Annotated in this window: 10 protein-coding genes; 9 read left to right on the top strand and 1 reads right to left on the bottom strand. The window is 44.7% G+C overall.

Annotated elements, in window-relative coordinates:
* Positions 1-2: 2 nt before the first annotated feature.
* From DXN04_RS13895 to lpxB, 4 genes are all read left to right on the top strand, one after another.
* Positions 3-782, top strand: a complete 780-nt coding sequence (locus DXN04_RS13895; protein WP_116853957.1) for an ABC transporter permease — start codon at positions 3-5, stop codon at positions 780-782.
* A gap of 94 nt (positions 783-876) precedes the next feature.
* Positions 877-1,650 (top strand): 5'/3'-nucleotidase SurE, encoded by a 774-nt coding sequence (gene surE, locus DXN04_RS13890; RefSeq protein ID WP_116853956.1) that lies wholly within the window; start codon positions 877-879, stop codon positions 1,648-1,650.
* A 47-nt stretch (positions 1,651-1,697) separates the two neighbouring features.
* Positions 1,698-2,003 (top strand): hypothetical protein, encoded by a 306-nt coding sequence (locus DXN04_RS13885; protein WP_116853955.1) that lies wholly within the window; start codon positions 1,698-1,700, stop codon positions 2,001-2,003.
* Between the two features lie 106 nt (positions 2,004-2,109).
* On the top strand, positions 2,110-3,219 hold the full coding sequence (gene lpxB, locus DXN04_RS13880) for a lipid-A-disaccharide synthase (RefSeq protein WP_116853954.1): 1,110 nt from the start codon (positions 2,110-2,112) through the stop codon (positions 3,217-3,219).
* 95 nt (positions 3,220-3,314) lie between these two features.
* Here the strand turns inward: lpxB and DXN04_RS35695 are convergent, their stop codons facing one another.
* On the bottom strand, positions 3,315-3,491 hold the full coding sequence (locus DXN04_RS35695; protein ID WP_317128895.1) for a DUF6728 family protein: 177 nt from the start codon (positions 3,489-3,491) through the stop codon (positions 3,315-3,317).
* Positions 3,492-3,641: 150 nt separating this feature from the next.
* Here DXN04_RS35695 and DXN04_RS13875 point away from each other — a divergent pair, with 150 nt between their 5' ends.
* The 5 genes from DXN04_RS13875 to DXN04_RS13855 all read left to right on the top strand — a co-directional run bounded on the left by DXN04_RS13875 (position 3,642) and on the right by DXN04_RS13855 (position 11,862).
* Positions 3,642-6,170 (top strand): beta-mannosidase, encoded by a 2,529-nt coding sequence (locus DXN04_RS13875; RefSeq protein ID WP_116853953.1) that lies wholly within the window; start codon positions 3,642-3,644, stop codon positions 6,168-6,170.
* A 2-nt stretch (positions 6,171-6,172) separates the two neighbouring features.
* Positions 6,173-7,627, top strand: a complete 1,455-nt coding sequence (locus DXN04_RS13870; protein WP_116853952.1) for an alpha-L-fucosidase — start codon at positions 6,173-6,175, stop codon at positions 7,625-7,627.
* Between the two features lie 282 nt (positions 7,628-7,909).
* Positions 7,910-8,611 carry a response regulator transcription factor gene (locus tag DXN04_RS13865; protein ID WP_116853951.1) on the top strand — a complete coding sequence of 234 codons (702 nt, stop codon included), beginning with the start codon at positions 7,910-7,912 and terminating at the stop codon, positions 8,609-8,611.
* A 143-nt stretch (positions 8,612-8,754) separates the two neighbouring features.
* Positions 8,755-9,471 carry a 2'-5' RNA ligase family protein gene (locus DXN04_RS13860; RefSeq protein ID WP_116853950.1) on the top strand — a complete coding sequence of 239 codons (717 nt, stop codon included), beginning with the start codon at positions 8,755-8,757 and terminating at the stop codon, positions 9,469-9,471.
* Between the two features lie 138 nt (positions 9,472-9,609).
* Complete coding sequence (locus DXN04_RS13855; RefSeq protein WP_116853949.1) at positions 9,610-11,862, top strand: RelA/SpoT family protein; 2,253 nt, start codon at positions 9,610-9,612, stop codon at positions 11,860-11,862.
* Positions 11,863-11,965 lie beyond the last annotated feature (103 nt).

Raw genomic sequence — 11,965 nt, 5'->3', positions numbered from 1 at the left:
GTATGCTGAATATAATTAGAATAGAGTGGCTGAAGGTTAAAAACTACAGGACATTCTGGATTTTACTGATTCTGGCGGTGATCGTCATTCCTGCTTCCAATACGATTGTGGCGGATGTGGTGAGCAGGATTCCGAAGCAGGCCACGGATATTCTGGGCCGGAATTTCTATGATTTCCCGGTCGCCTGGCAAACGGTGGCGAATGTAAATAGTTTTACGTCCATCATTTTTGGTTTGCTGCTGGTGACGCTGGTGACCAATGAATTTACATACAAGACGCACCGCCAGCTGGTGATTGATGGCTGGGAACGGCTGGACCTGGTATTGTCAAAGATTTTTTGGGTCGTGGCACTCGCTTTGCTTGCATTGGTGGTATCTTTTATTACTGCCATAGTATTTGGAATGATTTATAGCACAGCTCCTTTTAGTTTTGAGGGGGTACAGTTCCTGTTTTTCTATTTCCTGCAGGTATTGGTGTCTTTATCTATCGCCCTGATGCTGGGTATGTTTATCAAGCGCTCAGGACTGGCAACGGTGATTTACCTGGGGTATGCTATGATCTTTGAGCAGTTGCTGACGGTGGGGTTAAAACATTCGGTAGGGGCAATTGGCGGATTGCTGCCATTGCAGGCTGGTGATGAGTTATTGCCTTTCCCGGTGGTGGATAAGGTGCTACCTTCCAGCTCTGATTATAGTCATGGGGTGTACGAGATCACAATAATCCTGTACATCGCACTGTTTATAGGTTTGACGTGCCGGAGGATGCTGAAGGCAGATTATTAAAAGAATTTAACATTCTTTGGCAATGGAATATATTTAAGAATATTAAATTTGTTGTCGGAAGGCAATGACTATTAAGCTTTAAAATAAAATTATCGTGAAGGGAAAAGCGGAAAAGATCATCTTGGTGACAAATGACGACGGGGTTACGGCTCCGGGCATCAAAGCGTTGATAGAAGCGGTAAGGCCGCTGGGAAAGGTTGTGGTGGTAGCACCGGATAGCCCGCAGTCGGGGAAGGGGCATGCGATTACGATCGGGGTGCCATTGAGATTAGATCCGGTGGATATTTTTGAAGGTATAGAGGCATGGCAGTGTTCGGGTACGCCGGTGGATTGTGTGAAGCTGGCGAGGGATAAGATCCTGCATGGATTGCCGGATTTATGTGTGAGTGGTATTAACCATGGTGCCAACCATTCTATCAACGTCATCTATTCAGGCACTATGTCTGCAGCGATGGAAGCGGCGATAGAAGGAGTACCATCAGTGGGATTCTCTTACCTGGATTATAGTTTTGAGGCGGACTTTTCATTATGTAAGGAGGTGGCTCATTCCGTGGCGAAGCAGATGCTGGAAACAAATTTGCCGGGGGGAACGTTGTTTAATGTGAATGTTCCTATTGTGGCGGCGGCAGATTTTAAAGGTGTAAAGGTGTGCAGACAGGCGGATGCGAAATATGTAGAGACTTTTGATGAAAGAAGGGATCCGAGAGGGAAAAAGTATTACTGGCTGACGGGGGAGTTTACTAACAGAGACAATGGAGACGATACGGATGTGTGGGCATTGGCGAATAACTATGCGTCGTTGGTGCCTGTACAGTTTGATCTGACGGATTATAAAATGAAAAAGGAATTAGAAAAAATCTGGAAATAAGAATTAGCGCAAGAAAACCCTTATCACCGCACATTATAACTTTATTTATGTTAAGAAAAGATAATCTTCCTTTGGGCATTATATTAGGGGTCTTGACTCCGGTAATCGCCTTTTTCCTGTACTATGTATTTTTTGTGTTGATGCCTCGGCATATCAGCCTGAGTGAGTTTTTTATGATGCTGAGTGATAACAAGCAGATGCAGCCGAAGCTGATCAGTATTTGTTTGTTGCTGAATGGAGTAGTGTTTTATTTGTGTACGCGGGTAAGGAGGGATGTGACGGCGAAGGGGATTTTTCTGGTGACGATGTTGTACGCGATATTGATAATCTTATTGAAGATATTGCATGGGTAGGTAATTGCCCTGCATGAGTTATTGGATCGGTTTTGCCAGCAGGTGAAACCGATTTTTTTTTGGGGGGTGATACACTATATTTGCCTCTGGCTGATTTAATGACAAAATGAAATATTACATAATAGTAGGAGAGGCATCCGGTGACCTCCATGGGAGCAATCTGATCAAACAGTTAAAACAACTTGACAGCAGCGCGGATATCCGGTGCTGGGGTGGGGACCTGATGGCGCAGGCCGGGGGAACTGTGGTGAAGCACTATAAGGATCTGGCTTTCATGGGTTTTATAGAGGTGGTGATGAACCTGCGGACTGTATTGCGTAATATGGATTGGTGTAAGCAGGATATTGAAGCATATCAGCCGGATGTATTGGTATTGATTGATTATGCGGGTTTTAACCTGCGTATAGCGGAGTGGGCGAAGCCATTGGGTTATAAGATTGTATTCTATATCTCTCCGCAGGTATGGGCCTGGAAGGAGAATCGTGTAAAGAAGATTAAGAAGTCTGTCGACAAGATGCTTTGCATCCTGCCATTTGAGCAGGACTTTTACAATAAGTGGGAGTATCCTGTAGAATATGTAGGGCATCCGCTGGTAGAAGTAGTCAAAGCTGCGAAGGATGCACCGGCAGAGCCGGCAATTGCTGATAAACCTGTCATTGCGATATTGCCGGGCAGCAGGCGGCAGGAGGTAAGTGTGAAGTTGCCGATCATGCTCACGATGGCGAAACATTTTCCTCAATATCAGTTTGTGGTGGCGCAGGCTCCCAGCCTGGATGATGCCTTTATGCAGGGGCTGACAGGTGCTCACCCGAATGTATCTACAGTTAAAAATCAAACCTATGCCTTGCTGCGGCAGGCGAAAGCTGCATTGGTTACTTCTGGCACTGCTACGCTGGAGACGGCGTTGTTCGGTGTGCCGGAGGTGGTATGTTATAAAGGAAGTGCAGTTTCGTATTTCTTTGCCAAGCGGCTGATAAAAGTGAAGTATATATCCCTGGTGAACCTGGTGATGGATAAGCCGGTGGTGAAAGAGTTAATTCAGCATGATCTGACGGAGGCAAACCTGCTCAGGGAGCTGAGTTTATTGCTGGAGGACGATGCTACGAGAAAGCGGATTAAAGAGGATTATGACCAGCTCTGGTCGAAACTGGGTGAGAAGAAGGCGAGCAGGAGGGCTGCGGAGGTGATTGTAGAGGAGGCGAAACGTGGAAAGTAAGGAACGCTTGCAAGTTGGGTGCTTAGATTAAGAAGGAACCCTTGCGGGTTAAGTGCTTAGACTAAGTAAAAACGCTTGCACGTTGGGTGTTTAGACTAGTGATGTTTGAAGAAAATCATTTTAACCGCGAAGAGAATTAATGCAAGGAGGAATACCAGAATTGAAATCCTGTTCATGCCATGCATGAGTTTTACGCTCGTGTTATTTGGTGCGTTTTCATCTTTTTTACCTATGTAGAGGTAACGGAGTATTTGTTGCCAGATGCTTTTCATGAAGTAAAGATAAGTTAATTGGCCTGCGGCAGCAAGGAAGAATGAGGATAAGTTGCTTAATTAATAAAGACAGTTATTCTTTTACAATGAAATAATCTTTTTGGCCTGCGGCAGCAAGCTAACATTTCAAACAATAATCAATTTAAAATAATGAGACGTTATGTGAACATTGTCTGCCTGTGTCTGCTAACAGCCACTGCAGGCGCACAGTCTTTTCAACAATTTGAGCTTAACAAAGACTGGCAGTTTTCAAGTACTGACGACAGCAACTGGCGTTCCGCCACCGTGCCGGGCACTGTACATACAGACCTGATGGCTCATCACCTGATTCCCGATCCTTATGTGGGTATGAATGAAAAATCGGTGCAATGGGTGGATAAGAAGAACTGGCAATATCAAACCACTTTCGTTGTTACAAAAGAGATGTTACAGCATGACTGGCTTGCACTTGATTTCAAAGGACTGGATACTTATGCCGATATCTATCTCAATGGAGATGTGATTGCCAGCAGTGCAAATATGTTTGTACCACTGAAGGCACAGGTGAAACAAAAAGTAAAAGAGGGTAACAACACTTTACGACTTGTTTTTCACAGTCCAATCAGGCATGATATGCACCACTTTCTGAACGATGATGTGATCTATCCTGCAGGCAATGATGCGAGTGATATTCCACTGAGTGTATATGCCCGGAAAGCGCCCTATCATTACGGGTGGGACTGGGGCCCGAGATTAGTGACTTCGGGTATCTGGCGACCTGTATATCTTGAATATGGCAATAAAGTAAGCATTGAAGATGTATACCTGCATCAGCAACTGCTCAGTGATAAATCCGCAAGCATACAGGCGATACTTAAGTTGAATACAATTGTTCAAAAGAACTATACGCTTAAAATAGAAAGTCCTGATAAGTTGTTTAGCACTGTTACAAAACAAACTGCAGGTGATTCCACAAGTGCTGTATTCACCATCGCAAATCCTCGCCGCTGGTGGCCTAATGGTTTGGGAGATGCTTACTTATACAAAGTAAAAGTATCTCTTTACGATGGTAAAGAACTGCTGCAGTCAAAGGATGTACGCATTGGTCTTCGTACGCTTGAAGTCGTAAACAAACCTGATAGTATGGGTGTTAGTTTCTTTGTAAAAGTAAACGGGCGGCCTGTATTCATGAAAGGTGCGGACTATATTCCTATGGATAATTTTCTGCCAAGAGTGACCAGCGAGAGGTTTGCAAAGCTCTTCACCGATATGAAGACATCTAATTTCAACATGGTGCGTGTATGGGGTGGTGGCACATACGAAGAAGATCGCTTCTATGATCTTGCAGATGAAAATGGTATTCTGGTATGGCAGGATTTACTCTTTGCCTGTTCTACTTATCCTACACCGAAAATATTGGATAATGTAAGAAGTGAACTGGCTGCGAATATAACCCGTTTGCGTAATCATCCGTCACTGGCTTTGTGGTGTGGTAATAATGAAATAGGTGTGGCGATTGATCACTGGGGTTGGAAAAACGGATATGGGTATACGGAGCAACAATGGGCTGATATGATTGCTGGCTATGATGAACTTTTCAACGTGCAGCTTCCAAAAATCATTCGGCAGTTTGATGCGGACAGATTTTATTTTCCCTCATCTCCTATCAGCAACTGGGGCAGCAAAAAAGATTTCACAATTGGGGATAATCACTATTGGGGTGTATGGCATGGTATGGAATGGTTCGAAGCATTTGATGAACGTATTCCAAGATTCATGAGTGAATATGGTTTCCAGTCATTCCCTGATATGCAGACTGTGAAGAGGTTTACTTCAGTGCAGGACAGGGATATTTATTCTCCGGTCATGTTGTCTCACCAAAAGAGTCTGAGCAGGGGGAATGCGGCTATCAGGACTTATTTATTACACTATTATAAAGAGCCCAAAGATTTTGAGTCCTTCCTGTATGTGAATCATGTATTGCAGGCGGAAGGTATAAAGATGGGTATTGAGGCCCATCGGAGGGCGATGCCTTTCTGTATGGGTACGCTCTACTGGCAGCTGGATGATTGCTGGCCTGGCCCGTCATGGTCAGGTATAGATTACTATGGTCGCTGGAAAGCCTTGCAGTATTTTGTAAAGAAAGCATATACGCCTGTACTGGTGAGTAATATCGTAAAAAATGGTAACTTAAAGACGTATATTATATCTGATGAAATAAAAGACCAAAAGGCAAAACTGGGCATGAAGCTGATGGATTTTGAAGGGAAGGTATTATGGGAGCAATCACAGGATGTAAATATTGCAGGTAATAAAAGCGCTGTCGTTCACGAGATCGCATTGAACAGTATTTTGTCACAGCAGGATACGGGAAGGGTAATATTGTACACGAATGTGGTAAATGGCGATAAGCTCCTGAGCGAGAATGTTTATTATTTTGCTAAAACCAAAGATCTGACATTGCCGGATCCGGAAATCGGGGTTTCCTATCCTGCATTTGACACCACGGCCACAGGCATATTAATTACTGCAAAGAAGCTGGCGAAAAACGTATTCCTGCAATATGATGATCCGGAAGTACAATTCAGCGATAACTATTTTGACCTGTTACCTGGTCAGTCTAAGGTGATCTGGTTCAATAAAAAAGTACCGGCGGAACAACTAAAGGTTATAAGTCTTAGAGATACATTTAAAAATTAATCATGCGAAAACTTTGTTTGCTTTTAAGCAGTGCACTATTGCTAATGGGGTCGGCCCGTGCGCAGCACCAGATTCCACCCTATATTCCACCGACTGACAAAGCTGTGCAGGCGAACCTTGAACAGTGGTCAGACTGGAAATTCGGAATGCTGATTCATTGGGGTGCATATTCTCAATGGGGGATCGTGGAATCCTGGAGTATCTGTCCTGAAGATGAGGGATGGACACAACGTCAGCCTTATGGTATTCCTTATTACGACTATGTAAAGAAATATGAAGAACTGGGTAAAACTTTCAATCCTACAAAGTTTGATCCTTCCAAATGGGCAAAAGCAGCAAAGGATGCAGGTATGAAATATGTGGTATTCACGACCAAGCATCATGATGGTTTTTGTATGTTTGATACGAAGCAGACAGATTATAAAGTTTCCAATCCAAACTATGCTTTTGGTAAGGATGCCCGTTCTAATATTGCGAAGGAAGTATTTGAAGCATTCCGCAAGGAAGGTTTGCATGCAGGTGCTTACTTCTCAAAACCTGACTGGCATAGCCAGGATTATTGGTGGTCTTACTTCCCGCCAAAGGACAGGCATGTGAATTATGATGTAAGTAAATATCCTGATCGCTGGAAAGCTTTCCGTCAATATACTTACAACCAGATTGAAGAGCTGATGACGGGTTACGGCAAACTGGACATTCTGTGGCTGGATGGTGGCTGGGTACGTCCCCGCAAGCAGGATAAAAAAGCAGCAGCAGATATTACTGCCGCAGAAACCGGTGAGAAGGTAATAAAGCAGGATGAGGATATAGACATGGATGGTATTGCAGCGATGGCACGCACTCACCAGCCAGGTTTGATAGTGGTAGACCGTGAGGTACATGGTCCGAATGAAAACTATCGTACTCCAGAGCAACAGATTCCTGACAAGCCACTGGACTATCCGTGGGAAACATGTATGACGATGGCTAACAGCTGGTCATATGTACCGAACGATCATTACAAATCAGTAAATGTTCTGATACACAACCTGGTTGACATTGTTGCGAAGGGTGGTAACTACCTGCTGAATGTGGGGCCTGGTCCTGATGGTCAGTTGCACGACGAAGCATATACAACTATGACTGCAATTGGTGCCTGGATGCATATAAATGGCGATGCGATTTATGCAACAAAATCTGTTGCTCCATATAAGGATGGAAAAGTATGTTTTACACGGAAGAGAGACGGCAGTGTATATGCGATATATTTGCTGGATAAAGATGAGCAGGTGCCTGCTACCATTGCATTTAAAGGGCTGACACCTGCTAAGGGTGCGAAGCTGGAAATGCTGGGCGCTAAAGATAAACTCAGTTGGAAAGCAACGGGTGGTGGTACTACTATTACGATCCCTGCAACCTTGCAGAAGAAGGGTTTTCAGCATGCTGTGGCGATCAGAATATCTGCTGTTGCATCCTGATCCGGAGAAAAAAGAATTTAAAAAAATGGCTGCTGGTGAACTGGCGGCCATTTTTTTTGTTAATAGGTTTAAAGACAAATAACGAGTGTGAAAATGAAAAAACCATTTTGAGTAACCCTCAATCAAAACCGTTACAACTGTTGTCCAGAACGAGTATTTCTGATCAATAACTTCTTATTAACTAAAATCATAAGTTTATTTATCAATATTGTAAAAGAAAGCAGAAAAGGGTACAATAAGTTTTGTTAACAACCTTAAATGTAACGGGGAAAACTTTTACGTATGGAGAGTAATGTATCGATTCTTCTTGCAGAAGACGATTATCACTACGGGAACGTAGTAAAAAAACATCTGGAATCGCAGGGTTATCATGTGGTGCATTGCTTTGATGGAGAGGTAGCCTGGAAAAAGTTTCAGAGAGATGATTTTGACCTTGTCATACTTGATGTGATGATGCCGAAGAGGGATGGCTTCTCATTGGCACAGGACATCCGAAAGCGCAATGGCATGATTCCTATCATCTTTATTTCAACCCGATCTCTGGACGAAGACCGGTTACACGGTTTCCGGATTGGCGGAGATGATTTCATCATAAAGCCGTTTAGCATGAAGGAGCTGGTGATGCGGATCCGGGTATTTTTGCGCAGAACCTTGCCGAAGGAAATACCGGGAGATGGCATTTATCGTATCGGGCATGTACGTTTTAATTATGATGAAAAAGAGCTCACCAAGGAAGATGGAATACCGATTGCTGCGCTGACGAAGAAGGAGGCGAAGGTGCTGAAGTACCTGGTAGAAAACAGCAATAAGCTTGTCAAAAGAGATGAGATATTACTGAAAGTCTGGGGCAACAGTAGTTTCTTCAGCAGCAGGAGTATGGATGTATTCATTACCCGCCTGCGCAAGCACTTTAAGCTGGAACCGGGCATTGACCTGGAAACCTTACACAACGTGGGCATCAGGTTGAATATACCAAAAGATTAATCAAATATATAAGGGAGTATATCTGTCAGTCTCAGGCAGGAAGCATTTGGACGAACGAACTAAGTAAAAAAAAAGAGCACAATCATATTACAAAGCAAGGATTCAGGCAATAGAACCCCATCACCATCCACTAACTGTACACAATGCACTATGAAAGAAAAGGGCCCGGGCTGGTAAACGGCGGTAAGTCCGGGCATGGACAACCACGATATGAGCAGCAGAACAATGATCGCCGCCGGAACGGCAACTCTCAGGGAAGACAGGTAAATCCCCGTAAACCACCACGCCCGAAAAAGCCAAAGAAGGAAAGTAAGATCTATTTTATTGCTTTATTACCCAATGCCGCTGTAGGCAAGGAAATCATCAGGATGAAGCAGGAGTTTGCGGACTTTTACGATGCCCGCAAGGCGCTGAAGGTATTACCATATATTACGATACAGGTACCATTTACAGCTGATCCGGTAATGGAAAAGGACCTGTGCGAGGCATTGACGGATTTTGCCGGGGGCATGAAACCATTTGATGTGAAATTGGATGGGTTTGGTGCAGTTTCCCTGGAGACCCGTCGGCTCATCTTTATCAATGTGGTGAAGACTCCTTCCATCATGGACCTGCATAAGCAGTTGATTTTACTGCTGAGAAAGGATTTCGGGTTCAGCAATATGCTGGCCAAGTATGGGTTTAATCCTCACATCTCACTGGCATTGAATGATATAGGTGAGGGCGCTTTCGAGGTAGCCAAACAGGAATACGAAGAAAAGGAGTTCCAGGCAGTCTTTAAGGTCAACAATCTCTATTTGCTGCGGCATACCGGCACAGCCTGGGAAGTATTGCACAAATGTAGATTGGGCGGAGAGTAGTTTGCGCTTTGATTAAAAAAATCAACCAAATGAGCCTTCCCGGCAGGGGGCAGGCACTTTATTCCTCCATAAAAGATACCACTACCGTGGGATTCCGGGCCATGGTTCTTATGCAAGAAAATTGTAACTTTAGTGCAGATGGATACAGTGGCAGTCAAAACATATAACCTCGACGAGGAACAAGAGAAAAAAGAAATCGTTCGTCATTACCGTGCTTTATTACGTGCCTTAAAACCGCGCTTGAAGAAAGGTGATCGCGAACTGGTTCGCACTGCCTTTGAAATGGCAGCGGATGCTCACAAGGAAATGCGGCGTAAATCAGGTGAGCCCTATATATTACATCCCCTGGCTGTAGCCCAGATCTGTGTGGATGAAATAGGATTGGGGGTTCGCTCTGCTATCTGCGCTCTCCTGCATGATACCGTAGAAGATACTGAAGTGACGCTGGAAGATATTGAGCGGGCTTTTGGTCCGGAGATCGCCCACATTGTGGATGGTCTCACCAAAATATCGATCGTAGTTGATTCCAGCACCAGTACCGCACAGGCGGAGAACTTCAAGAAGATCCTGCTCACCCTGGCAGATGACCCCCGTGTGATACTGATCAAGCTGGCAGATCGCCTCCACAACATGCGCACGCTGGATAGCATGAGTCGTGAAAAACAACTCAAGATCGCATCCGAAACCGTATTTATTTATTCTCCCCTGGCCCACCGCCTCGGCTTGTACAACATCAAGTCGGAGATGGAGGACTTGTCTATGAAGTATACGGAGCAACAAACGTACCGTGACATTGCCCGTAAACTGAAGGAGACCAAGCGTGAGCGGACCCGTTATATCAACGAGTTCATCAAGCCTATCAAGGAAGTATTACAGGAAGAAGGATTTAACTTCGAAATTTTCGGAAGGCCTAAATCCATTCATTCTATATGGAATAAGATCAAGAAGAAGGGGATCACTTTCGAGGAAGTGTATGACCTTTTCGCGATCCGTATTATCATGGATTCCCCTGTGGACAAGGAAAAGTCAGATTGCTGGAAAGTATATTCCATCATCACCGACTTTTACCATCCCAGTCCTGAACGTACCCGTGACTGGCTTAGTAATCCAAAATCCAATGGATACGAGGCCCTGCATGTAACCGTAATGGGGCCATCGGGTAAATGGGTGGAAGTTCAGATCCGTACCAAGCGTATGAATGATTACGCTGAAAAAGGTCTGGCTGCCCACTGGCGCTACAAGGAAGGCAGCAACCAGAAGCAGGATACTGAGAACAAGTTTGATCAGTGGTTCAACCAGATCCGTGAGATCCTGAACAACCCTGATTCCAATACCCTCGATTTCCTGGCTGACTTCAAGAGCAACCTGTTCACCGAAGAGATCTATGTGTATACCCCTAAAGGGGACCTCAAGATCATGCCGGTCAATTCTACTGCGCTGGACTTTGCCTATGCTATTCACAGTGCGGTAGGTAATAAATGTATAGGTGCCAAGGTGAATTACAAACTGGTACCTCTCAGTCATAAGCTGCGTAGCGGGGACCAGGTGGAGATCATCACCTCCAATAAGCAGAAGCCTACTGAGGACTGGCTGAACTACGTACTGACTGCGAAGGCGAAATCCAAGATCAAGGATGCCCTGAAGGAAGAGAAGCGGAAGGTGGCCATGGATGGTAAGGATGTGCTGGAGCGCAAGCTGGATCACCTGAAGATCTCAGCGAGTCAACATAATATTAATGAACTGGTACAATTCTATAAGCAACCTTCTCCACTGGACCTGTATTACCAGATAGCGGTGAAGAATATTGACCTGAAAGAATTGAAGCAATTCAATATACTGGGTGATAAGCTGGAGGCTCCAAAACCGCCACCGGTGAAGACTCCGGAGCACATTGCCGAAGATCACATCAAACACCAGCTGCCTGCCAAGAAGGATGCAGAACTGATCATCTTTGGGGAGAGCTCCGACAAGATTGCTTATAAACTGGCCAATTGTTGCCGGCCGATTCCCGGAGATGATGTATTTGGGTTTATTACTGCCAGTGAAGGCCTGAAGATTCATCGTACCAATTGTCCGAATGCCGCCCAGTTGCTGGCCAACTATGGGCACAGGGTAGTGAAGACCAAGTGGGTGAAGAACAGGGAGATTTCCTTCCTTACGGGCTTACGCCTGGTAGGGATGGACGATGTGGGGGTCATTCACAAGATCACTAATATTATATCCGGAGAGTTAAAGATAAATATTGCCGGTCTGACAATTGAGTCGAAGGAAGGCTTGTTTGAGGGCTTGATCAAGGTGTTTGTGCATGATAAGGAGGAGCTGGATGAATTGTTCCTGCGTTTAGGCAAGCTGGATGGTATTCAGTCAGTAAACCGGCTGGAGGATGAGTAAAATATTTAAAGGGTTGCCGCCTGGCAGCCCTTTTTTTTGTCATTTGTCAACAGGGTATAGTTGTTATTATTCCTTTTTTCACCGTAATTTTGCCACTTCTTTT

This window comes from Chitinophaga silvisoli (assembly GCF_003412465.1).
GTDB lineage: Bacteria > Bacteroidota > Bacteroidia > Chitinophagales > Chitinophagaceae > Chitinophaga > Chitinophaga silvisoli.
The sequence above is the reverse complement of the archived record's forward strand: the minus strand, read 5'-3'. Positions and strand labels throughout refer to the sequence as shown.

Excerpts from the sequence above, each read along its gene's own strand:
- DXN04_RS13895 (WP_116853957.1), top strand. The coding sequence starts at position 3 with ATGCTGAATATAATTAGAATAGAGTGGCTGAAGGTTAAAAACTACAGG.
- DXN04_RS13885 (WP_116853955.1), top strand. The coding sequence starts at position 1,698 with ATGTTAAGAAAAGATAATCTTCCTTTGGGCATTATATTAGGGGTCTTG.
- lpxB (WP_116853954.1), top strand. The coding sequence starts at position 2,110 with ATGAAATATTACATAATAGTAGGAGAGGCATCCGGTGACCTCCATGGG.
- DXN04_RS35695 (WP_317128895.1), bottom strand. The coding sequence starts at position 3,491 with ATGAAAAGCATCTGGCAACAAATACTCCGTTACCTCTACATAGGTAAA.
- DXN04_RS13875 (WP_116853953.1), top strand. The coding sequence starts at position 3,642 with ATGAGACGTTATGTGAACATTGTCTGCCTGTGTCTGCTAACAGCCACT.
- DXN04_RS13870 (WP_116853952.1), top strand. The coding sequence starts at position 6,173 with ATGCGAAAACTTTGTTTGCTTTTAAGCAGTGCACTATTGCTAATGGGG.
- DXN04_RS13865 (WP_116853951.1), top strand. The coding sequence starts at position 7,910 with ATGGAGAGTAATGTATCGATTCTTCTTGCAGAAGACGATTATCACTAC.
- DXN04_RS13860 (WP_116853950.1), top strand. The coding sequence starts at position 8,755 with ATGCACTATGAAAGAAAAGGGCCCGGGCTGGTAAACGGCGGTAAGTCC.
- DXN04_RS13855 (WP_116853949.1), top strand. The coding sequence starts at position 9,610 with ATGGATACAGTGGCAGTCAAAACATATAACCTCGACGAGGAACAAGAG.